Raw genomic sequence first — 21,615 nt, 5'->3', positions numbered from 1 at the left:
CTTTCGCGGGGGTGACGGGTAGTGGCGTTGGCGTTTCTTCAGTCCCTGATCGAGCGCGTCGGCGGCCTCTGGGCCCGCCTCGAAGCCGCGACGCATCGCGCGTGGTGGACCGGGCCGCGCATTGCCGTCGCGGCGATCCTGATGCTCGCCGGGGTGCATGTCGCGGTCGACTGGGCGACGCTGCCGCCGCCGCTGCCCTCGCATCGCGCGACCGTCGCCGGGTGGAAGCCGTCCGAGGCGTGGCTGTATGACCGTGAGGGGCGGCTGCTCGACAGCTCGCGGGTCGATTTTCAGGCGCGGCGGCTGGCATGGACGCCGCTCGACAAGATCGCGCCCGAGGCGGTCGAGGCCATTGCGAACGCCGAGGATCGCCGGTTTCGCGACCATGACGGAGTCGATTGGTGGGCGGTCGCGGGGTCGATCCGCGACAGACTTGAGGGCAAGCGCGCGCGCGGTGCATCGACGCTGTCGATGCAGGTCGCGGCCTATCTGGCGCCCGATCTGGCCGCGCCGGGATCGCGCGGGTTCGTGGACAAGCTGCGCCAGATGCGCGCAGGGGCGGCGCTGGAGCGCGGGTGGAGCAAGGACGCGATCCTTGAGGCGTATCTGAACCTTGCCGGGTTTCGCGGAGAGGCGCAGGGGATCGGCGCGGCGGCTTTGGGGCTGTTCGGCAAGACGCCCGATGCGCTGACCCGGGATGACGGACTGCTGCTCGCGGCATTGCTGCCCGATCCGTCGGCGGGGGCGGACAGCGTTGCGCGGCGGGCGTGCGCGCTGTCGCGCGACGATGATTGCAGCCGCTTTGCCGGGGCGGCGGCGTCGATGCTCGGCCCGGCGCGCAGCCTGACGCTCGATCCCGGCCTCGCCATGCATCTGTCCAACCGGATGCTGACCCAGCCGGGGTTGCGGGTGAAGACCACCATCGACCTGGATGTGCAGCGCGTCGCGATCCGGGCGCTGCGGCGGCAGCTGGTGGGGCTGGGAGGTACGCGCGCGCGTGACGGGGCGGTGATCGTTGCGGACAATGCGACCGGGGAGATCCTGGCCTGGGTCGGCGGGATCGGCGGGGCGTCGACCGCACCCTCGGTCGATGGCGCGGCGAGCTATCGGCAGGCGGGATCGACGCTCAAGCCGTTCCTCTATGCGCAGGCGATCGAGAAGGGGTATCTGACCCCGGCATCGATCCTGGATGACAGCCCGGTGCAGCTCGACACCGCGTCGGGCCTGTATGTGCCGCAGAATTACGACCGCGCATTCAAGGGCCCGGTCAGCGCGCGATCGGCGCTGGCAGGATCGCTCAACGTGCCGGCGGTGCGAACGCTGATCCTGACCGGGGTGGAGGCGTTTCGCGACCGGCTGTGGGACAGCGGCTATCGCGGGCTGACCGAAAGCGGCGATTATTACGGGTTCAGCCTGGCGCTGGGGTCGGCGGAGGTGACGCTGGTCGAGCAGGTTGCGGCCTATCGCAGCCTGGCGCGCGGGGGGCGGTGGTCGCCGCTGCGGGTCGAGGCGGAGGCCAAGGCGGAGGCGGATCGCGTGACGACTACGCCACAAGCGGCCTGGCTGGTGGGCGACATGCTTGCCGACCCGGCGGCGCGTGCATCGACCTTTGGCATGGATTCGGCGCTGCGCCTGCCATTCTGGGCGGCGGTGAAGACGGGGACGTCAAAGGCGATGCGCGACAATTGGTGCATCGGCTTTTCCGACCGCTACACGGTCGGCGTGTGGGTCGGGAACCTGGAGGGCGATCCGATGCGCGCGGTGTCGGGGACCAGCGGCGCGGCGCCAGTATGGCGCGACGTGATGATGGCGCTGCATGCCGACCGGCCCGGGCGCGCGCCGGAGCGACCCGAGGGGATCGAGGAGCGGCGGATCAGCTTTGGCGGCAATATCGAACAGCCGCGTCGGGAGTTTTTCCTCGTCGGGACCGGCATGACCAGCGTCGCGGCGGCACCGGCGGTGGCGCGGCGGCCGCGCATCGTCAGCCCGGTCGCGGGCAGCGTCTATGCGCTCGACCCGGATATCCCGATCGCGCGGCAACGCATGGCGATCAGCGTATCAGGGGAGATGATCGGCCACCGGCTGCTGCTCGACGGGCGCGATCTGGGCGCTGCCGATGCGCGTCCGCTGGTGCTGGCGGGGCCGGGACGGCATCAATTGCGGCTGGTGGCGCCGGGGGGTCGGGTGGTCGATCAGGTGATGTTTACCGTCCGCTGAACCAAAGCGGAATCGGTGCGTTGTCGCATCCGGTCCCTTACCCTTTCTGGGCCGGAACGAGTCTAGGCCGCGCCGACAGCGTATCCGTCGGCGCGGCCATTTTGTGAGTTTGTTTCAGCAAAGCTGAAACGGTGGCGGTGCCGGCCCGCTCCCCCGCCCGGCCACCCATCGACAGGATATTCTGGAATGGGTGGTCGGGCGGGGGAGCGGGCCGGCACCGCGATTCAGCGCAGCTGAATCCAACCCTGCACGTTACCAGTAGAAGTTGCGATAGACCCGGACCACGACGCCGCGACGGGTGTCGACCAGCAGCACGTCGTCATAGTGACGCACCCAGCGCTGGTAACGGCCGGCCGGGGGCAGGCGATAGCGCCATGGGTCGCTGATGAAATAGCGGCTGCCATAATAGGTCGGCGCAATGCGCACGCCGGCGCGGAAACCCTGATAGCGGAACGGCGCACGCCAGTTGCCCCGGGCATAGACGCCGCGATTCGAACCGCGATAGGTGCGCCAGTCATTGTCGCCCCAGCGGCGGTTGCGGTCCCGAACGGCGTCGCGATATTCGCGGCGCTCTTCGCGCACGTCACGCCGTTCGCGGCGGACATCACGGCGGTCGCCATAGCGGCGGGCGTCGCGCAGCTCGCGCTGTTCCTCACGCAGGTCCTGGCGCTCGCGGCGCACTTCGCGCTGCGACTGGGCGCTGGCGGCCGGAACCATGACCGGCATGGCGACAGCGGCGATCAGCGCGGTTGCGATGAATTTCCTCATTACGTCCTCCTTCGACTCGGCCCGGTTGTTGGGCATGAGAGGAAAGTAGGACCCGCCGACTGAACGATGCGGGAACGCGCGATTCAGCCGAATGAAAGGAGGATCAGGGCCCTTCGCCCGGGCCGCCGCCGGTGCCGGGCGCGCCGACCGTGCCGATATTGCCGAACAGATCCTCGAAGAAGCCGCGCTTGCGGCCCAGCGTCGGGGTCTTTTCGTTGGACGGATTGATCGACGCGATCTGCTCCGCGCCGGTGCGCGTCACTTCGGTGACGTTGCCGGCCGCGTCGAAGCGGATGCGCAGCGTCGTCTGTTCCTTCGCGGTGGGATTGTTGAAGGCGAAGTTGCGGGTCTGGCGCCCGACATAATACCATTCGCCTTCGTTGAACTGGCTGGTCAGCGTCGGCTTGCCCAGCGTCTGCAGGACCGATTCGCGATTGTCCACGCCGGGCTGGACCGAGTTGACCAGGTCGGCATCGACCACATAGCCCTGATACCCCCGCAGCGGCTTCACACAGGCACTGGTGCCGAGCAGAATCGTGCCGCAGAGCGCGACGGTCAGGATACGGGCGGACTTCATCAAACTCACTCTCCCCAGACGGGCACAGGCCACGCATTGCATCGCGTGCCGTTCCCCTCAATATGCGGGGCGGCTCCGGCAAACAAGCGCCGAGAGACATTGGAGTGAGACGATGCGATTGTGGGACAGGCTGACCGGGCGCAAGGCGGAGAACCCGGCGGCTGAACTGTATCAGGCGGTTGTTGCGCGCGGGCGCGAACCGCATTGGTATGAGGCGGGCGCGGTGCCCGATACAGTGAATGGCCGGTTCGACATGATCGCGAGCGTGCTGGCGATGGTGATGCTGCGGATCGAGCATGATGCAGAGGCGGCCGAGACGACCGCGCGGCTGACCGAGTGTTTCGTCGACGACATGGACGGGCAGCTGCGCCAGATCGGGATCGGCGACGTCGTGGTCGGCAAGGGGATCGGCAAGATGATGGCGCTGCTCGGCGGGCGGATCGGGGCGTATCGCGATGCGCTGGCGGATGGGGTCGCGCCGAGCGCGTTTTCCGACGCGCTGTTGCGCAACCTGTATCGTGGCGAGCATCCGGGCGACGCGGCGCTGGCGCATGCGGCGGACGGACTGCGGGCGCTGTACGATGGGCTGGCGGGGGTGTCGCACAGCGATTTGCTGGCGGGGCGGCTGGCGTGATCGCGCCGGAATTTTCGCGGCCGCAACGGCTGGATGCGATCGGCAAGGGCGAGCATCGCATCGAGATTTCCGCCGATGCCGGGGAGCGCGCGGCGCTGGCCAAGCGATTCGCGCTGATCGCGATCGACCGGCTCGACGCGGTGATGACGGTGCATCGCGACGCGACCGGCGTGGTCGCACGCGGGCATCTGTCGGGCGCGGTGGTACAGCCGTGCAGCGTCACCGGCGACCGGGTTCCGGCGCAGGTTGAGGAGGATTTCGCGATCCGCTTCGTCCCCGACGGCACGCCCGAAGGCGACGAGGTCGAACTGTCGGGGGAGGATTGCGATACCGTGTTCTACTCCGGCGGTGCGATCGACCTGGGCGAAGCGGCGGCGGAGACGTTGGCGCTGGCGCTTGACCCGTTCCCGCGCAGTGCGGGCGCGGACGCGGCGCTGCGCGATGCCGGGGTGCTGGGCGAGGATGAGACCGGCCCGTTCGCGGCGCTGGCGAAGCTCAAGAAGCAGCTGGATTAAGGCATAGGGCGGTGACTCTCCAATCCTCCCCCGCAAGGGGGAGGTGGCACGCGTAGCGTGACGGAGGGGGAGGAAGCACGCTGGCGAGAGGCTATAGGACACAGCCGTCCTCCCCCTCCGTCGCCTTCGGCGCCACCCCCCCCTGGCGGGGGAGGATTATACCCGCGCTACGCCTAAAGCCGCGCCGCTGCAGTGCGCAGGTCGGCGATGAAGGCGGCGTGCTGTGCCGCCTTGGCATCCGGATCGGGCAGGCGCAGCAGATAGCTGGGATGGACGGTGATCCACGCCTCCGCGCCCGAATCGAGGGGAATCGCGCGGCCGCGTTCGCGCGAGATGGTGACGGCCTTGCCGAGCAGGGAGCGCGCGGCGGTGGCGCCGAGGGCGATGACGACCTTTGGCCGCACGATCAGCATTTCCTGTTCGACCCACCAGCGACAGGCGCTGATCTCTCCCGCGTCGGGGGTTGAATGGATACGCCGCTTGCCCCGCGGTTCGAACTTGAAATGCTTGACCGCGTTGGTGAGATAGATGGCGGAGCGGTCGATCCCCGCCTGCGCCAGCGCATCGTCGAGCAACTGCCCGGCCGGGCCGACGAACGGGCGGCCGGCGATGTCCTCCTGGTCGCCGGGCTGTTCGCCGATCAGCATCAGCGGCGCGTCGACCGGGCCTTCGCCGAACACGGTCTGAGTCGCATGTTTGTAGAGGTGGCAGCGAGTGCAGGCCATTGCCTCGTCGCGCAGCGCGGCCCAAGCCTTGGTCGCATTGTCGCCGGGGCCGGTCATCCGCGCCGTCTCCACCATTGCCAGTTCGCGGGCGCGGGCGCCCTTGATCAGCTCTGCCACCAACGCGGTTTCGGGCATGTTTTTCCAGTATTTGCGCGGCATTTCCTTGAGCATCGCGCCGGTCTTGAGCCGGGCGGGATTGAAGATCGACGCGTAATAGGTCTTCCACACCGCCTCGACCGGATCGTCCTGCGGCGCGTCGGCCTTGCTGGCGCCGGGACCTTCGCTGAGCGTTTCGCCGTCCCAGTGCAGGGTCAGTTCGGGCGTGAGAATCGACCAGCGCATGGTGTGGAAGCGGTCGACGAAGAAGCGGGCATTGGTGCGGACGATGTGATGATCCGGCTCGAACCAGGCGATGAAGCGGGGGCCGGTGTCGTCGGCGACTTCGCGGAAGCGCAGGAAGGCGCGCATCTTGTGGATGTCGCGGCGCACCGATTTGGCCATGTCGTCGAGGCGGCGGAGTAGGGGGTCGGCCTTGTCCTCGATGCTGCCCGGCCGCGCGATCACGCGAGTCAGCAGCGTGTAGAGCAGCGCGAAACGCTCGGGGTCGCTGTGCAGGATCGCCTCGTGCGCGAGGCTGACGAAGCGGCGCGAGACGCGCAGTTCGGGCGCGGCGGCGGGGAGGACGGCTTCGTTGCCGAACAGGTCGGCGGGCTGGTCGCCAACCTGCCATACGACCTCCGACGGATCGATGCGGGCGGCTGCAAGGCTGCGCGCGGCGTCGCGCCAGCCTTCGAAATCATCCTGTGAGCTTAGAGCTACTACGCGCATCGGTCCCCTTAACGCGCGGGGAGCGATTCGATCCATTCGCTGAGCAGCGCGATCCCTTCGTCATGCGCGGTCGCGCGGCCGAGTTCGGGCATGGCGATGCCGGGATCGGTGCTGCGCAGGCGGTAGATCAGGATCGAGCCTTCGGGATTGCCCGGCGCAATCGCGAAGTCGCGCCCGCCGCTGCCGCGCCCCGCCGCCACCGGGCGCTTGCCGATGCCGAGTGCGACCGGATCGGTGCGGTCGAGTTCGAGGAACAGGCCCGAGTTGGACGCCGCGCCCGCCGGATTGTGGCAGTGCGCGCAGTTGATTTCGAGATAGGCGCGGGCGCGGGCGTCGAGCGGGGCCCTGGGGTCGTCCCAGCGCGCGACGCGCGGGGCGTTCGCGGGGGCGCGGTCGAGCAGGCCTGCCCGGACCAGCGTCTGAAGCTGGCCGGCGTGGTTGAGGTAGCGTGCCTTGGGGCCGATCGGGGTGATCTGGCCGGATAAAGCGTGGCAATCCTTGCACTGGTTCGCGTTGGGCACGGCGTAGCTGATCTGGCGCGCGCGGCCCGAGGGATCGGTGAAGGTGACGGGAAGCCGTGTGCCGGCGCGCCTGACCACCGCGTCGGTGCCCTCGGCATTCCAGACGTAGGGGATGGCGACCCAGCCCGATGCGCGGCGCAGCAGCAGGCGGGTTTCGATCGGCTTGAACGCGGCGCCGGTTCCGTAGCCGAAGGTCTTGATCAGCGCCGAGCCGACCGGGAAGTCGAACGCGGCTTTTGCGTCGTACTTCGCTTGCTGGCCAGTGGGGACATAAATGAAGCGCTGTTTCGTCGTGTAGTCGGAGAAGAGCGCGGTTTCGAGGTCGTAGCCGACCACGCGGGTCGCCGGAGTGCGTTTAGTCAGGTCGGTGAAGAAGCCATAATCGGAGAGTTTCGCTGGGTAGCCATCGGCGGTGATCGCGGTGTCGTTGACCCGCGCAGGCTGGCGCGCTGCTGCGACGCCGAACGCCGCTGCACACAGGGCCAGCATCGCGATCCCGGCATGGGTCACTTGGCTGCGGCCTCCATCGCTGCAGGCAGCACCACTGCGGCGGGGCGCGACGCGGCGGGGGCGTTGAGTTCCGCCTTGCCCGGCTTGGCCGAGCTGGTCGGCGCGGCGAGCGCGAGGCCCAGCGTCAGTACCGGAACCGGATCGGCGACGTGCAGGCCCAGTTCGGCGACGGTCCCGGTGCCGTCCCACCACACCGGCGGTGCGGCACCGCCAAACGCGGCGACGAGGAAGCCGCCGCCCTCGACCCCCGGCTCGAACCCGGCGCGGCCATGGCGATTGCCCGACACGACGATGCGGCGGGGATAGGGGTTGTACTTCTTGTCCTCGTAGCTCTGGCGGTAGGACATGATGATGACGTTGGCGGTGGCATGCTCCGACAGGTCATTGTCAAAGACATGGACGCCGTCATTGGCCATCACCAGCACCCCGGTCCCCTTGGGCACGGTCGCGACGATATTGCCCTTGGGCGCGAAGTTCGGCGTGTCGTTGCCGAACACCTTGTTGCCATAGACCCGCACGCTGCCACCGCCCATGCGGGGCAGATTGGGCAGGTCGAAGACGAGGATGCCGCCTGTATTTTTCGTCGCGGTGTTGCCGAAGACGTCGGCGTGGTTGCTGTTCTCGATCTCGATCCCCGCGACATTGTGCGAGACGAAGCTGTTGCGGACGATGATCTGTTCCGACTGGCCGACATAGATGCCGGCGTCGGACGCGCCTTTCACGGTCACGCTGTCGATCAGGATGTGGCTGCTGGACACCGGATAGACGCCATATGCGCCGTTGCTTTCCTTTGGCCCGCCGGTCCATTCGACGCGAATATCCTTGTAGACGATGCGGTCGGCGCCCTTGGACTTGATGCCGTCGCCCTTGCTATCCTCGACCGCGAAGCTGCGCAGGACGACGTCGTCGGAGGTGACGAGCAGCCCTTCGCCCGCGCCGAGCTGGCCCTTGAAGCTGAGCACGGTCTTGTCCGGCCCCGCGCCGCGCACGGTGACGTTGTTTACGTCGAGGCTGAGGCCGTCGGTGAGGTCGAACCGGCCCGCGCCGATCTCGACAACGTCGCCGGGCTTGGCGTCGAGCAACGCCTGTTGCAGCCGCTCCTGCGCGTCGGGGCCGGCGGCGACCTTGAGGGTTTCGGCGTGGGCGGCGGACGCACAGGCGAGCAATGCGGCGGCCGCGACGGCGGTGCGGATCATGGGCCTCTCCTCGTTTTGAGGAGCAGCTTACGCAGTCCGCACCGCGCGTCTAGTCGTTTACACGGGTGTCAGTAGGTTCCTCCCCTGAGCTTGCTCAGGGGAGGGGACCGCCCGAGGGCGGTGGAGGGGCCGCCCTCGCAGAGGGCGGGTTTTGCCGCGCTGCCCACGGCCGTCTACGCGGCCGCCCCTCCGTCAGCGCTGCGCGCTGCCACCTCCCCTGCGGGGCAGGGGAGGAATTGGCTTCACTCGCGCGCGTCGCCGGGCATTTCGTCTTCGGCGCGTTCCAGTTCCTTGGGCTTGCGCGCCTCGAAGATCTTGGCGAGCTTGGCCTTGGTCGCGTCGTCCAGATCCTTCGACGCAGCGGGGAACATCTCTTCCTCTTCCTCGTCGATATGGTGGAGGTAGCGGTCGCGCATCGACTTGAACTTGGTCAGCCAGCCGCTCGACGACATCTCCATCTCGACCAGCTCGCCGAGCATGTCGTCGACTTCCTTGTGCTCGGACACCGAATGGCGCGCCTCGTCGCGCAGGTCCGGATTGGCGAGCATCGTCGCGTAGAGCGATTCCTCTTCGGCGGCGGCGTGGGCCTGAAGCTCCTTGCGCAGCTCCTCGAACAGCGTGCGCCGCTCCTCGCTGTCGCCGCTGGTTTGCGCGATGCGGTCGAGCAGTTCGCGCTGGCGGTTGTGATCCTGAATCAGGTCTTCGAAAATACGGGTCTCGGCCATGCAAAGTCTCCTTTGCGCGCTCAACCGCTCATGCACCCGGTTGTTTCACCCGCGATTCATTCTCACTCGGGAGATTAGTCATTTGGCTGACGAGGATTTCGGCGATCTCAGCCAGCGGGATGCTGAACACACCCCCTTCATTCTTGCGCCAGATTGCCATGCCCTCACTGGGGTCGCGAAAGGGGCGCGCTGCGGCTTGCGGCGACGCCAGCTGTGTGACGCTGGCATCAAGCGTTTTCCGCGATACCGGAAGGTGATGCACATCGGTGGGCGGCCGATCCCGTGTTATGCGAATGCCGGTCATGCCAATGTGGTAGATCGGCCCGGTCGGCGATGCCTCAACCTGATGGATCTTGATCAGCGACCCTGCATCCTCCGGCCGTCCAGCATATTCCCAAACCTGCCCTGCGGCATAGTCCGGTCGATCCTGGGACGGGGACAGCATGGACGTGAGGAGGGCGAGCGCGCCGAGCATGAAGTTCATCCCCGGACGCTATCGCTGGTCCCCGAAACTCTCAAGCCGCGAACAGCTCCATCTGCCTGGCCGGTGGGGCGACGAGCGGGCGCAGGTCGGCGCGGTCGGCGAGGAGGGTGGGGCGCCAGTCGCTGGTGATCAGGAAGGGTTTGAGCTTCTTCACCGACACGGTGAGCCGCGCGACATCGGCCAGTGTCAGTCGCCGCCAGCGGCGCGAGATCAGGATGCGGTCGACTGCCTTCACGCCAAGGCCGGGAACGCGCAGCAGCGCCTGGCGCGGGGCGGTGTTGACGTCGACCGGGAAGCTGTCGCGGTGCTTGAGCGCCCAGGCGAGCTTGGGGTCGATGTCGAGCGGCATCATGCCGGTCGCGGGATCGGCGGCGTCGGCGACCTCGTCCGGGCGATAGTCGTAGAAGCGCATCAGCCAGTCGGACTGGTAAAGGCGATGTTCGCGCATCAACGGCGGGCGCTGGAGCGGGAGCACCGCGCTCGCGTCCGGGATCGGGCTGAACGCGGAATAATAGACGCGGCGCAGGCCGAAGCGGCCGTACAGCCCGGCCGCGCGACCGACGATGTCGCGGTCGGTGGCGGCATCGGCGCCGACGATCATCTGGGTCGACTGGCCAGCCGGCGCGAATTTGGGGGCTGAGCGATAGCGTTTGCGCGCGTCGCCCGTGTCCTCGATATCGCGTTTCAGGTCGCGCATCGCCCCCTCGATCCGGGGCGCGGACTTCTCCGGGGCGAGGCGGGTCAGGCCGGCGACGGTGGGCAGCTCGACATTGATTGACAGGCGGTCGGCGTGCAGCCCGGCCTGATGAATCAGGCCAGGATCGGCGTCGGGGATCGTCTTCAAATGGATGTAACCGCGAAAGTCGTGATCCTCGCGCAGGCTGCGCGCGACCTCGACAATCTGCTCCATCGTGTAATCGGGCGAGCGGATGATCCCCGAGGAGAGGAACAGCCCCTCAATATAATTGCGGCGGTAGAAATCGAGGGTGAGGCGCACGACCTCCTGCGCGGTGAAGCGCGCGCGGCGGACGTTCGAGCTTTTGCGGTTGATGCAGTAGTGGCAGTCGAAGATGCAGCTGTTGGTCAGCAGGATCTTGAGCAGGCTGATGCAGCGGCCATCGGGGGCATAGGCGTGGCAGATGCCCATTCCCTCGGTCGAACCCAGCCCCTTTCCGCCCGAAGACTTGCGTTTCGACGTGCCGGATGACGCGCAGGATGCGTCATATTTCGCGGCGTCGGCGAGGATTTCGAGCTTTTCGCGCAAGTCGAGCTGGGCCATATGTTCTTCATACGTTCCAACGGCTTGGCTGTCCAGTCAGTCCGGCGCGCTGTGGCGGCAGGCGAGCGCGAGCAGGGCGGCGAGTGCGCCCGCGAGGACGAGGTAGAGGGTCAGGCCCGCGCCCGGGGACCAGCCCCAGAATTCGTTGGGAATGGTGCGCAGGTTGAAGGCGAGGAAGCCGGGCAGGATATTGTCGGTCAGCGGCGCGGCGAAGTGGTGCGGGGCCTGAATATCGACGGCGGCGATGATCAGGTTGATGGCGACGCTGGCGGCGAGGAAGGCGAGGCCGAGGGCGCGCTCGATCCGACCGGCGCTGCCCCAATAGGCGGCGAGGCCGATGGCGAGATAGGCGATTGCCGGGAGCGCGTGGCGCGGGCCGGTGGCGTTGCCGCCGTCCCAATAGACATAGGCGGCGTGGTAGAGGAAGCAGGCGAGCGCGCCCCCTGCTGCCAGCACGCCGAGGTCGCGCCGGGCCGGGTCGCGCAGCAGGCTCCAGATGCCGAATGGGGCGAGGGCTAGGATCGGGGCGACCCAGATGATCCCGCGGCGTTTGCCGAGCAGGATTTCATAGAGGATGTCGAGCTTGGGATAGGTGAGGCCGAACAGCCCCTGCCTCATCCCCTCGAACCCGACCACGCCCGAATAGCCGGTGGTGAAGGGGTGGCCGAAGGTGGCGAGATTGTAGGTTAGGAGGGGGATGGCCGCGATGACCCCGCCCGCGATGGCGAGGCCGACCGTGCGAAGCTGGCTCGCGCGGTCCGCGTTGCGGATGCGCCACAGGGCCGAGAGTGCGACGGGTGCGCCGAGCAGCAGTGCGCCATGTTCGACCACCACGGCCCAGCCAAGTGCGAGACCGGCGAACAGTGCATAGCGGGGCGTGAGGCCGTCGCGTGTGCCGCGCCAGACTGCCCAAAGCGCGATGGCGATCAGCGATGTCGCTGCGGCATGGCCGAACCACGTCGTGGTCCAACCCCAAACGGTGGTGCCGAGCGCAAAGCTGACTGCGGTGAACAACCCCGCCGCGCGGCTGCCGCCGATACCGGTGCCAAGGTCGAGCAGGGCGACTGCGGCGAGGGCGGTGAGCACCGCGCCGATCCCGGCAATGGCCATGCGCATCCGCAGGCGCAGAAACGCCTCGGCATCGGGGTCGAACAGCTGGTGGCGCACGTCGGCGCTGGTCTGCTGCGTCACCCAGTTGGTCGCGGCGACGAAAGGCAGCGCCATCAGCGTCATGCCCGGTGCCTTGTCCATGTAGAAATGGCCGTCGAACTGCGCCTTGTCGATCGTCATCGCGGCATAGGGATCGATGCGCGCGCTGCCGGTTTCGACGATCGCGGTGGCGGTGAGGATGCGCGTGGCGCTGTTGGGGTTGAATGCCCAGGAACCGAACCAGGTGCAGGACAGCCAGACGAGCGCGAAGAGCAGGGTGGGGACGTGCCAGCGGCGTGGCGCGATTCCCCAAACCCATTTGTGCTGAGCTTGTCGAAGCACGGTTCCAGGACTCTCTTGGAGCGGTGGAGCGACCCTTAGGCAAGCTCAGGGCAAACGGGGCTTAGTAGATCATGATCAATCCGGCAGGACCTGCTCGGCCTTTTTGCGCTTGTCGGCCTCGGCCTTGCCGGCCTGGATCTCGCGCGTCGAGCAGCCGATGCCGCCGCCGGGGCCGACCGTGGTGCAGCTGCCGATGCCGGTATCACCGGCGGTCAGCGCCGAGCGCTGGCGCACGGCCCAGCTTTCGCGTTCCGGGGTCACTTCGGTGTCGCGCAGTTCGCTCGGGATGCGGAAACGCTCTCCGGCCGGGCGGCGCACGCACACGACGATTTCCTCGCCGTTATTATTGGTCGGGCATTTGTCGTCGCCATAGATGATCAGCACGCCATTCTGCGGCGCCATCGCGGCGGTCGCGGGCAGGGCGGGAACGGCCAGCGCCGATGCGGCGGCGGAGAGGGTCAGCAGGAACGTCTTCATATCATCGACTCCTTGCGGCGCTTACAGCCGCTTCGACACCGCAATCGCGGTCTTGCATGCCAATCGGATGGCACCGGCGAGCAGCGGATAGGCCGGGGCCGTTTCCGCGCCCGCTGCGAGCGCGCTATCCTTGTGTTCCAGTTCCTCGGCGCGAAACTCGGCCACCGCAGCGGCCAGTTCGGGATCGTCCGCGCCAAGCGCGTCGAGCTGTTCCTGGTAATGAAGGTCGATTTCGGTCTCCACCGCCACGGTGCAGGCCATTGCTGCCGTCGGGCCGATCGCCGCCGTCGCTGCGCCAAGCGCGAAGCCGGCGATGTTCCACGCCGGCTGCAGCGCGGTCGGGCGCACACCGCGTCGGGCGATCAGCGCGTCGAAAAATGCGCGATGGCGTTCTTCCTGATTGGCCATGCCCGCAATGGCGCGCGCCATCGGGTGACGGTCGCCCATCACCGCGAGCTGACCCGCATAGATGCGCGTAGCGCCATATTCGCCGGCCTGATCGACGCGGATCATCGAATCGACGTCGCGGCGGGGATCTCCGGGTTTCCACTTCACGTCTTACGGCCCTTCAGCAGGAGAATCGCGATCACCAACGCACCACCGAGCGAAAAGATCGCATTCCATCCGGCCAATGACACTCCGAAAAGATCCCAGGGTGCGACGTCGCAGCGGATCACCGGCGCGTTCATGATCCGATCGAGCGCGCTGCCCTCCCCGCCGAGGTTGCTGGTGCATTGGGTGAAGCCTTCCCACCAGCCATATTCGACCCCGGCATGGAACGCGCCGATCGCACCGCTGACCGCGATCGCCAGCGTGGCGAGCACCACCAGCGGCGTGCGCGCGGGCGCTACGATGAAGGACAAGGCCGCCAGCAGGATCGCGGTATAATGCGGCCAGCGCTGCCACATGCACATCTCGCACGGGAACAGGCCAAAGCCATATTGGCTGGTCAGCGCGCCGCCGATCAGCGCGAGCGGGATGAACAGGGCGAGCGCCTGCGCAGTACGGTTGGGGGTCATCGCCGTGCTCAGCGCTTGCCCGCCTTGGCCGCGCCACCCCCGGCGACGCGCGCGGGTGCGGCGGTGCGGGCGATGGTCTGCAGCGCATAGTGGAGCTGGAAGTCCTTGATGCCCTTCTTCTCCAGTTCCTCCGGCGTGGCGGCGAAGCGCGGATCGGTCTTGGTATCTTCTTCCAGCACCGCGTTATCGACCTTGGTCTCGTTGATCAGGTGGCGGCGCAGATCGGCTTCGCGGAATACGGGCCGCGTCTTGTAATCGGGGTCGGAAATCTGCGGCACGGCCAGATCGGGTTCGATCCCGCCTTCCTGCACCGACCGGCCCGAGGGGGTGTAATAGCGCGCCGTGGTCAGGCGCAGCGCGGTGCGCGGGCCAAGCTGAAGCAGCGACTGGACCGATCCCTTGCCGAAGGTCTTTTCGCCCAGCACCAGCGCGCGGTGGTGATCCTGCAGCGCGCCGGCGACGATTTCCGAAGCGGACGCAGTGCCGGCATCGACCAGCACGACCAAAGGCACGCCACCGGTCAGGTCGCCGCGGATCGCGGATTCGGCATACCAGCGCTCGATATCGCTCTTCTCGCGCCCGCGCTGCGACACGATCTCGCCATGCGTCAGGAACGCGTCACTGACCTCGATCGCCTGGTTGAGCAGGCCACCGCCATTGCCGCGCAGGTCGATGACATAACCCTTGGGCTTGCCGCCCAGCTGCTTTTCGATCGCGGCAATGCCTGCGCGCATGTCCGCCGCAGTGGTGGCGCTGAAGGTGTTGATGTTGAGGATGCCGATGCCGTCCTGCACCTCCCACTTCACCGCCTTTTGCACGATGGTTTCGCGGATCAGCGCAACGTCGAACGGCTTGTCGCGGCCGGGGCGAACGATGCGCAGCGTGATCTTGGTGCCCGGTTGCCCGCGCATCTGCGTGATCGCTTCATCCAGCGTGCCGCCATAGATCAGCTTGCCGTCGAGATGGGTGATATAATCGCCGGCCTTGATGCCCGCCTTCCACGCCGGGGTGTCTTCGGTCGGGGTGATGACCTTGACCGCGCCATCCTCCTGCGTGACCGAGAGGCCAAGGCCGCCATAATTGCCGTCGGTGGCGAGGCGCAGATTGTCGAAGGCAAGCGCATCGACATAGGAGCTGTGCGGATCGAGGCTGGCGAGCATGCCGTCGATCGCGCCCTTGATCAGTGTCTTGTCATCGACCTTTTCGACATAGGCGGCCTTCACCCGGGTGTAGACGTCCATGAATGCGTCGAGTTCGCGATAGCTCGACGTATCGACGCTCGCCATCGCGCCGGTGGTGACGGGGATCAGCGCCAGCGCGCCGACGGCGGCGGAAACCTGAAGGATGGGACGGATCATACGCATACGGGCCTCAACGGGATTTGGCACAAGATAGACCGGAACCGCGTGGCCGCAAAGCGGCAAGCGCGTGTCTGCGGCGGGGCGTCAATCGAGCAATTGCGCCAGATCGACCGGGCGGCCCTGGCGGCGCAGTTCGACGGTGATGCGCGGCGCTTCGCCCTGGGGGGCGCGGCCGAGCGGGGTGCCCTGGATCAGCGTGTCGCCGACCTTGACCATCACCGCGTCGAGCCCGGCGACGAGCGACGTCCAGCCGCCGCCATGGTCGAGGATCACGATATTGCCGTACCGGCGGAAGCGGCCGGCATAGATGACTCGGCCAGCGGTGGGGGCGACCACCTGTGCGCCGGGCCAGGTCGCCAGCGTGAGGCCACGCGCGCGCACGCCGGTGTCTGACAATTCGCCCAGACCCGTGACCACAGTGCCGGAGACGGGCAAGCGATAGGGCGGCGGACCGTTGCGTTTCGGGGCGGGTGCGGCTTCGGTCGCGGCCGCATCGCCATCGGCGGGGCGCGGCAATGGGCCGGGCAGCGCCTCGAGCGCTGCTCGCGTTTCGGCGGCCTCGCCCATCGTGTCCATCAGGTCGACCAGGTCGCGCGCCTGTTCGCCCAGCGCCAGCGCGCGATCCGATTCGAACATCGCTTCGCGCCGATAGCCGACCGATTTGAGGCGGTGCTCGCCCTCGGCCCGGACCAGCGCGAGTCGGTCATTCTGGAGGCGCGCGCGGCTGTCGGCGAGGGCCTTGGCCGCGAGCTGCGCGCCCTCGCGCATGCGGCGGGTTCGGGCGATCTCCGCGCGGATATCGGCGGTCCGGGCGCGCACCGCCGGGGTGACTGCGCCCAGCACCGCGCGGACATGGACGATGTCGGTGGTCGATCCGGGCTGGACCAGTCCCAGCACCGCCGGACGGCGGGCGAGCGATTGCAGCGCCGCCATCAGCCGCATGATCGGTCCCTGGCGCTCGACCAGGCGCGTGCGTTGCTGGCCGAGCATGCGATCAACCAGCGCGATGCGGGCGCGGGCGGCGACGATCTCGGCCTCGGCCGCCTGGATGCTCGCGGCGATCGCGGCCTCGCGGGTGCGGGCCCGCCGCGCCTCGTCGCGCTCGGCGCTGGCGGCGCGTTGCAATTGCCGGGCGCGCGCCTCGGCGTCCTTTGCGGCCTTGTTTGCGGCATTGAGCTGCGCGCGCTGATCGGTCAGCGACGGGGTCTGTGCGGAAAGCGCGGCGACCCCCATCGATGCGGTCGCGACAATCGCGGCAACAAGGGCGAGCCTGCGCATCATCCCTCGCGATGATAGGGATGGTTGGCCAAGATGCTGGTCGCGCGCCACAGCTGTTCGGCGAGCATCGCGCGCGCCAGCATGTGCGGCCAGGTGGCGCGGCCATAGGAGATCAGCAGATCGGCCTGCGCGCGCGCCGCATCGTCGAAGCCATCGGCGGCACCGATCAGAAAGCGCGCCTCGCGCACCCCGTCTTCGCGCCATGCCTGAATGCGTTCGGCGAAGACGCGTGAGGGCAGGTTCTCGCCCTTCTCATCGAGCATCACGATGCGCGTGCCGGGCTCGACCGCAGGCATCTTGCCGCCGGTATCGGGCAGTTCGGTGACCCGTGTGGGCAGCGTCACGCGCTTGAGATAGCGGTCGACCAGCTCGGCCTCCGGGCTGCGGCCGATCCGCCCGCGGGCGACGATGTGCAGCAGCATAGTTTAGTCCGGGTTTGCGGCACCGGCCCGCTCCCCCACCCGGCCACCCATAGGATACTGGCGTTGGATGGCCGGGTGGGGGAGCGGGCTGGTGCAGGACGTCATAAGTTCACGCGTTGCCGGCGGGTGCGCTGTCGCCAAATGCCCACATGCGTTCGAGATTGTAGAAGGTGCGGACTTCGGGGCGGAACAGATGGACGATCACGTCGCCGGCGTCGATCAGCACCCAGTCGGCGGTCGGCAGACCTTCGACCCGCGGGCTCTGGCCACGCTCGGCCTTGATCTTCTCGGCCAGCTTCTGCGCCATCGATGCGACCTGACGCGTCGAGCGCCCGCTCGCCACGACCATATAGTCGGCGATGCTGCTTTTCCCGGCGAGCGGGATCGAGACGGTTTCGACCGCCTGATCGTCGTCGAGCGAGGTCAGGACCAGTCGATGCAGCGCCTCGGCATCCGGAGCGACGGTGGCGCGCGCCACGGGGGCGGCATCGAGGTGAGGGGAAGCGGGCAAGGGGACTCCTGGGTTAGTGCGAACTGGGATCAGGCGGCGTGCGGGCACGGGTAAAACGCCGGTGCCAGCCGGGGTCGGCGGCGCGGAGGCGGGTCGCCGAAGTCTTGTCGGGGCGGAAGCGCAACAGCACCAGGGCCGGCAAACTCCACTTCGTCCAGTTCTTCGCCTGGCGTGCGGGCCGCACGAAACGCCGCAGCCAGCTCATTGCGGGGCTCGCATGAGCATTGCGATCATAGCCCGGACGCGCGATCACCGCAATCGGAACCTGTCGCGCAATATGCCGCCAGCCGCGCCATTGGTCGAACTGCGCCAGATTGTCCGCCCCCATCAACCAGATGAATTGATGACGCGGGTACAGCCGGGGCAATTTGGTGAGCGTATCGACCGTGTAACGGGTCTTGAGCCGCTTTTCGACCGCGCTCGGACGGATCGGCGCATGCCGCGCCATCGCGCGTGCCGACGCCATCCGTGCGGCGAACGGGGCCATCCCCGCCTTTTCCTTCAGTGGATTGCCGGGCGACACCATCCACCACACTTCGTCCAGGTCCAGCGCGCGCAGGGCGTGCAGTGAAATCGCGCGATGGCCGCGATGCGCGGGATTGAACGACCCGCCGAGGAGACCGATGCGTTTCAAGGCTCCAATCCGGTCCAATCGGATCGCTCATGGACCACGCGGCGAATTTCGAGCCGAGCAGGCGTGCTGGCATAGAACAGCAGGAACGGCGTTTTCCGCACATGCCATTTTCGAATGCCTTTGCGCGGTGTGGGGCTGCCGATATCGGGATAGTCCAACAAGGCGGATGGCGCCTGTTCGATACGCATGAGGATTTCGAGCGGGAGCGTCGGGTCCATTTCGCCATAGTCGGCGGCGATGCGATAGAGGTCACGCCGCGCCGGAAACGACCAGATCAGCTGCCTCAAGCAGCGTCTCGCTGTCGCATTCCCTTGATTTCCGCCATCAGCTCTTCGTGCGTGAGATACTCGCCGCGCTCAATGGCGTCTTCGCCTTCCTGCAGGAAAGCGAAGAACTCGGTTTCATTCTTCACATATTGCTTGACCGCTTTGGCGACCAGCCAGGCGCGCGAGCGCTCATGATATTCGGCGAGCTTGTCCAGACCGGCAAGTGTCTCCGGATCGAGTCGGGCAGTGATGACAGAGGTCTTCATGATTCAAATGTATACAATGACGTCGATAGTTCAAGGACGCGCCTGGCCGCTCCCACGCACCACCCATTTGTACGTCGTCAGCCCCTCCAGCGCGACCGGGCCGCGAGCGTGAAGGCGGCCGGTGGCGATGCCGATCTCGGCGCCCAGCCCGAATTCGCCGCCATCGGCGAACTGGGTCGAGGCGTTCCACATCACGATCGCGCTGTCGACGCCATTGAGGAAGCGCTCGGCCGTGGCGGCGTCTTGCGTGACGATCGCGTCGGTGTGGCGGCTGGAATGGCGCGCGATATGCGCCATCGCGCCCTCGACCCCATCGACCAGCGCGACCGACAGGATCGAATCGAGATATTCGGTGTCCCAATCCTCTGCATTCGCTGCGACCGCGCGTGGCTCGATTGCGCGGATATCGGCATCGCCGCGCAGCTCGCAGCCGGTGTCGGCGAGCGCGGACAGGATCGGCGCGGGATCGGCGAAGGTGCGGTCGATCAGCAAGGTTTCGGTCGCGCCGCAGATGCCGGTGCGGCGCATCTTGGCGTTGACCGCGAGTTTGACCGCCATCGCGGGGTCGGCGCCGCGATCGACATAAGTGTGGCAGATGCCGTCGAGATGGGCGAGCACGGGCACCCGCGCCTCTTCCTGCACGCGCGCGACCAGGCTCTTGCCGCCGCGCGGGACGATCAGGTCGATCGCGCCATCGGCCTTGAGCATCGCGCCCACGGCGGCGCGATCGGTGGTCGGCACCAGCTGAACCGCGTCGGCGGGGAGACCCGCTCCGGCCAGGCCGCGTGCGAAGGCGGCGTGGATCGCGCGATTGCTGTGCGCGGCTTCGGACCCGCCGCGCAGAATCGCGGCATTGCCGCTCATCACGCACAACGCCGCCGCATCGGCGGTGACGTTGGGGCGGCTTTCATAGATGATGCCGATCACCCCGATCGGCACGCGCACGCGGCTGAGCTGAAGGCCATTGGGGCGTTCGCTGGAATCGATCACCGCGCCGACCGGATCGGCCAGCCCCGCCACCGCTTCGACGCCCGCTGCCGCGCCCTCGAGCCGCGCGGGATCGAGCCGCAACCGGTCGAGCAAGGCGCCGGACAGGCCGTTCGCCGCGCCCGCCTCTACGTCCCGATCATTGGCGGCGAGGATCGCATCGGCATCGGCGCGGATCGCCGCTGCGGCGGCGCGCAGTCCGGCGGCCTTTGCGTCAGTGGGCAGGCCCGCCAGCACAGTGGCGGCAGTGCGGGCGCGAGCGCCCATGTCAGCGATCAGAGTTTGCGCATCCTGGTCCATTTGGATTTGCTATCATGCTGCAACTGCAAAGTCCCTATCGCACGCGCTTTGCCAAGCTGATAGATGAGCTTCATGGGGGAATTCGACGCAGCCGGGGATCTGGTCACGGGGACGCTGCTGGGCCGCGCGGTCGAGCGATCCGACGCGCATGGTGGCGATGGGCATGGCGGCATCTGCCTGAATTGCGGGACGGAATTGCTCGGCCCGCATTGCCATCGCTGCGGGCAGGTCGGGCATGTCCACCGCACGATCGGCGCGATCTGGCACGAAATCCTGCACGGCGTGGTGCATTTCGAAGGCAAGTTGTGGAACACGCTGCCGCTGCTCACCTTTCGCCCCGGCGAGCTGACGCGCCGCTACATTTTTGGTGAGCGCGCGCATTTCGTGTCGCCGATGGCGATGTTCCTGTTTTCGGTCTTCACCATGTTCGCGGTGCTGCAGATCATGGGCGTGTCGCCGCCTGCCGAGGTCGGGACGACCGCACAGTTCGAACAGGGGCTGCAGTTCGCGCGCAACAATACGCAGGAGGCGCTGGCCGATGCGCGGGAAGCGCGGGCCAGTGTGAAGCCGGGGAGCGAGCGCGCGCAAAAGCTCGATGCGAAGATCACCAAGCTGTCGACCGACCTTGCCGAACTGAACCGCATCCCGACCACGCTGAGCGGGCGGACCGGTCTGCCCTCCGGCATCAAGACCGGGTGGAAGCGGCTCGACAAGGGCATCGAGAAGATGGAGCGAAACCCCGGCCTCGCGCTCTACAAGCTCCAGACTAACAGCTATAAATTCAGCTGGGCCCTGATCCCGCTGTCGATCCCGTTCGTGTGGCTGATGTTTGCATGGCGGCGGCAATATCGCGGCTACGACCATGCGGTGTTCGTCACCTATTCGCTGGCCTTCATGTCGCTCTTGTTCATCGCATTGATGATCGGCGCCGCGCTGGGGGTGCCGATGGATTTGATCTCGACAGTCGCGGTGTTCGCGCCGCCGGTGCACATCTTCTTCCAGCTCAAGGGAGCCTATCGCCAGCCCGCCTGGAAGGCGCTGTTGCGCACCTTCGCGCTGATGATCTTCATCAGCATCATCGTCACGCTGTTCGGGTTGTTGCTGCTGGGGCTTGGCCTGCTCGGCTGATGCTCAGCCTTTGCAGGGGAAGCGCTTCTTCATCATCGCGTAAAAGGCCGATTTGACGCTCATCCCGCGCTGTGCGGCGGGGATGGACTGGAACTCCGCCATCAACTCGTTGCTGCCGATCTTGGCCTTGCCCTTGGGCGGCGGGCAGCTGTGCGGGGCACGGCCGGCGGCCTTTGCGGTGGCCAGGTCGCTGCGATAGGCGTCCGATGCGCGCTCGACCTCGGTCCGCAGCAATTTGATGTCGGGCGAACCCATTGCGAGGAAGCCCTTGGCCTTGAGCGCATTCGCCTTAGCCAGAAACTCGGCGACGCTCATCGCCTGCGCGCTTGCCGGAAGCACCAACGCCGCACCCGCCATCACTGCCAGAATCGTCCGCATCCACACCCTCCCTCGGTCGCCCAACACAACACGACAAGCCGCTTGAACGCCATATGAATTCGTCCGCTTCACAGCCGCGCGCGGCAGGTTAAAGTCCCCGCGATTCGACGGGGGACCC

At 67.3% G+C, this 21,615-nt stretch carries 25 protein-coding genes; 4 read left to right on the top strand and 21 right to left on the bottom strand.

From position 1 onward, the window contains the following. The first annotated feature begins 141 nt into the window (after nucleotides 1-141). Entirely contained in the window at nucleotides 142-2,217 is a 2,076-nt protein-coding gene (gene pbpC / locus ACRYLO_RS12000; protein WP_482661736.1) for a penicillin-binding protein 1C, read from the top strand. Between the two features lie 252 nt (nucleotides 2,218-2,469). On the opposite strand, the gene ACRYLO_RS11995 is transcribed toward pbpC, so the two are convergent. Both ACRYLO_RS11995 and ACRYLO_RS11990 read right to left on the bottom strand, forming a co-directional pair. Continuing rightward, on the bottom strand, nucleotides 2,470-2,985 hold the full coding sequence (locus ACRYLO_RS11995; RefSeq protein ID WP_482660370.1) for an RcnB family protein: 516 nt from the start codon (nucleotides 2,983-2,985) through the stop codon (nucleotides 2,470-2,472). A 103-nt stretch (nucleotides 2,986-3,088) separates the two neighbouring features. After that, complete coding sequence (locus ACRYLO_RS11990) at nucleotides 3,089-3,562, bottom strand: outer membrane protein assembly factor BamE (RefSeq protein ID WP_482660369.1); 474 nt, start codon at nucleotides 3,560-3,562, stop codon at nucleotides 3,089-3,091. A 112-nt stretch (nucleotides 3,563-3,674) separates the two neighbouring features. Here ACRYLO_RS11990 and ACRYLO_RS11985 point away from each other — a divergent pair, with 112 nt between their 5' ends. Beyond that, nucleotides 3,675-4,196, top strand: coding sequence for a ubiquinol-cytochrome C chaperone family protein (locus ACRYLO_RS11985; RefSeq protein WP_482660368.1), 522 nt, complete (start codon nucleotides 3,675-3,677; stop codon nucleotides 4,194-4,196). Then, nucleotides 4,193-4,711, top strand: a complete 519-nt coding sequence (locus ACRYLO_RS11980) for a YceD family protein (RefSeq protein WP_482660367.1) — start codon at nucleotides 4,193-4,195, stop codon at nucleotides 4,709-4,711. Before ACRYLO_RS11985 ends, ACRYLO_RS11980 begins: the two co-directional genes overlap by 4 nt. Before the next feature lie 173 nt (nucleotides 4,712-4,884). Here ACRYLO_RS11980 and ACRYLO_RS11975 read toward each other — a convergent pair whose 3' ends face one another. The 18 genes from ACRYLO_RS11975 to ACRYLO_RS11890 form a co-directional block, all read right to left on the bottom strand. Then, nucleotides 4,885-6,264: a UdgX family uracil-DNA binding protein gene (locus tag ACRYLO_RS11975; protein ID WP_482660366.1), complete on the bottom strand. Its 1,380-nt coding sequence runs from the start codon at nucleotides 6,262-6,264 to the stop codon at nucleotides 4,885-4,887. Nucleotides 6,265-6,272: 8 nt separating this feature from the next. Continuing rightward, on the bottom strand, nucleotides 6,273-7,295 hold the full coding sequence (locus ACRYLO_RS11970) for an SO2930 family diheme c-type cytochrome (protein WP_482660365.1): 1,023 nt from the start codon (nucleotides 7,293-7,295) through the stop codon (nucleotides 6,273-6,275). Beyond that, nucleotides 7,292-8,491 carry a parallel beta-helix domain-containing protein gene (locus tag ACRYLO_RS11965; protein WP_482660364.1) on the bottom strand — a complete coding sequence of 400 codons (1,200 nt, stop codon included), beginning with the start codon at nucleotides 8,489-8,491 and terminating at the stop codon, nucleotides 7,292-7,294. The genes ACRYLO_RS11970 and ACRYLO_RS11965 overlap by 4 nt, the downstream gene beginning before the upstream one ends. A gap of 242 nt (nucleotides 8,492-8,733) precedes the next feature. Next, nucleotides 8,734-9,216 carry a hemerythrin domain-containing protein gene (locus tag ACRYLO_RS11960; protein ID WP_482660363.1) on the bottom strand — a complete coding sequence of 161 codons (483 nt, stop codon included), beginning with the start codon at nucleotides 9,214-9,216 and terminating at the stop codon, nucleotides 8,734-8,736. A gap of 28 nt (nucleotides 9,217-9,244) precedes the next feature. Next, the gene (locus ACRYLO_RS11955) at nucleotides 9,245-9,691 is read right to left on the bottom strand and encodes a hypothetical protein (RefSeq protein WP_482660362.1); all 447 of its coding nucleotides are present in this window, start codon (nucleotides 9,689-9,691) and stop codon (nucleotides 9,245-9,247) included. 40 nt (nucleotides 9,692-9,731) lie between these two features. After that, nucleotides 9,732-10,979, bottom strand: a complete 1,248-nt coding sequence (locus ACRYLO_RS11950) for a putative DNA modification/repair radical SAM protein (RefSeq protein WP_482660361.1) — start codon at nucleotides 10,977-10,979, stop codon at nucleotides 9,732-9,734. 36 nt (nucleotides 10,980-11,015) lie between these two features. Next, nucleotides 11,016-12,470, bottom strand: coding sequence for a hypothetical protein (locus ACRYLO_RS11945; RefSeq protein ID WP_482660360.1), 1,455 nt, complete (start codon nucleotides 12,468-12,470; stop codon nucleotides 11,016-11,018). 75 nt (nucleotides 12,471-12,545) lie between these two features. Further along, a complete protein-coding gene (locus ACRYLO_RS11940) occupies nucleotides 12,546-12,947 on the bottom strand; it encodes a hypothetical protein (protein ID WP_482660359.1) in 402 nt (133 codons plus the stop codon). Nucleotides 12,948-12,968: 21 nt separating this feature from the next. Then, nucleotides 12,969-13,460: a demethoxyubiquinone hydroxylase family protein gene (locus tag ACRYLO_RS11935; RefSeq protein WP_482661735.1), complete on the bottom strand. Its 492-nt coding sequence runs from the start codon at nucleotides 13,458-13,460 to the stop codon at nucleotides 12,969-12,971. Between the two features lie 38 nt (nucleotides 13,461-13,498). Continuing rightward, nucleotides 13,499-13,966: a disulfide bond formation protein B gene (locus ACRYLO_RS11930; protein ID WP_482660358.1), complete on the bottom strand. Its 468-nt coding sequence runs from the start codon at nucleotides 13,964-13,966 to the stop codon at nucleotides 13,499-13,501. 8 nt (nucleotides 13,967-13,974) lie between these two features. After that, nucleotides 13,975-15,324, bottom strand: a complete 1,350-nt coding sequence (locus ACRYLO_RS11925; RefSeq protein ID WP_482660357.1) for a S41 family peptidase — start codon at nucleotides 15,322-15,324, stop codon at nucleotides 13,975-13,977. A gap of 87 nt (nucleotides 15,325-15,411) precedes the next feature. After that, nucleotides 15,412-16,605 carry a murein hydrolase activator EnvC family protein gene (locus ACRYLO_RS11920; RefSeq protein WP_482660356.1) on the bottom strand — a complete coding sequence of 398 codons (1,194 nt, stop codon included), beginning with the start codon at nucleotides 16,603-16,605 and terminating at the stop codon, nucleotides 15,412-15,414. Next, entirely contained in the window at nucleotides 16,605-17,027 is a 423-nt protein-coding gene (locus tag ACRYLO_RS11915) for a 23S rRNA (pseudouridine(1915)-N(3))-methyltransferase RlmH (protein WP_482660355.1), read from the bottom strand. The genes ACRYLO_RS11920 and ACRYLO_RS11915 overlap by 1 nt, the downstream gene beginning before the upstream one ends. 109 nt (nucleotides 17,028-17,136) lie before the next feature. Next, on the bottom strand, nucleotides 17,137-17,505 hold the full coding sequence (gene rsfS / locus ACRYLO_RS11910; RefSeq protein WP_294015232.1) for a ribosome silencing factor: 369 nt from the start codon (nucleotides 17,503-17,505) through the stop codon (nucleotides 17,137-17,139). Nucleotides 17,506-17,551: 46 nt separating this feature from the next. After that, nucleotides 17,552-18,172 (bottom strand): nicotinate-nucleotide adenylyltransferase, encoded by a 621-nt coding sequence (locus ACRYLO_RS11905; RefSeq protein WP_482660354.1) that lies wholly within the window; start codon nucleotides 18,170-18,172, stop codon nucleotides 17,552-17,554. After that, nucleotides 18,169-18,459 (bottom strand): type II toxin-antitoxin system RelE/ParE family toxin, encoded by a 291-nt coding sequence (locus tag ACRYLO_RS11900; protein WP_482660353.1) that lies wholly within the window; start codon nucleotides 18,457-18,459, stop codon nucleotides 18,169-18,171. Before ACRYLO_RS11900 ends, ACRYLO_RS11905 begins: the two co-directional genes overlap by 4 nt. Next, entirely contained in the window at nucleotides 18,456-18,704 is a 249-nt protein-coding gene (locus tag ACRYLO_RS11895; RefSeq protein WP_066658482.1) for a CopG family ribbon-helix-helix protein, read from the bottom strand. Before ACRYLO_RS11895 ends, ACRYLO_RS11900 begins: the two co-directional genes overlap by 4 nt. A gap of 30 nt (nucleotides 18,705-18,734) precedes the next feature. Continuing rightward, nucleotides 18,735-19,991, bottom strand: coding sequence for a glutamate-5-semialdehyde dehydrogenase (locus tag ACRYLO_RS11890; RefSeq protein WP_482660352.1), 1,257 nt, complete (start codon nucleotides 19,989-19,991; stop codon nucleotides 18,735-18,737). A gap of 63 nt (nucleotides 19,992-20,054) precedes the next feature. Between ACRYLO_RS11890 and ACRYLO_RS11885 the strand changes: the two genes are divergently transcribed. Beyond that, nucleotides 20,055-21,119: a DUF3667 domain-containing protein gene (locus ACRYLO_RS11885; RefSeq protein ID WP_482660351.1), complete on the top strand. Its 1,065-nt coding sequence runs from the start codon at nucleotides 20,055-20,057 to the stop codon at nucleotides 21,117-21,119. Nucleotides 21,120-21,122: 3 nt separating this feature from the next. Here the strand turns inward: ACRYLO_RS11885 and ACRYLO_RS11880 are convergent, their stop codons facing one another. After that, nucleotides 21,123-21,497 carry a hypothetical protein gene (locus ACRYLO_RS11880; protein ID WP_482660350.1) on the bottom strand — a complete coding sequence of 125 codons (375 nt, stop codon included), beginning with the start codon at nucleotides 21,495-21,497 and terminating at the stop codon, nucleotides 21,123-21,125. Nucleotides 21,498-21,615: the final 118 nt, after the last annotated feature.

The organism is Sphingomonas sp. SDUR79, assembly GCF_056821745.1.
The sequence above is the reverse complement of the archived record's forward strand: the minus strand, read 5'-3'. Positions and strand labels throughout refer to the sequence as shown.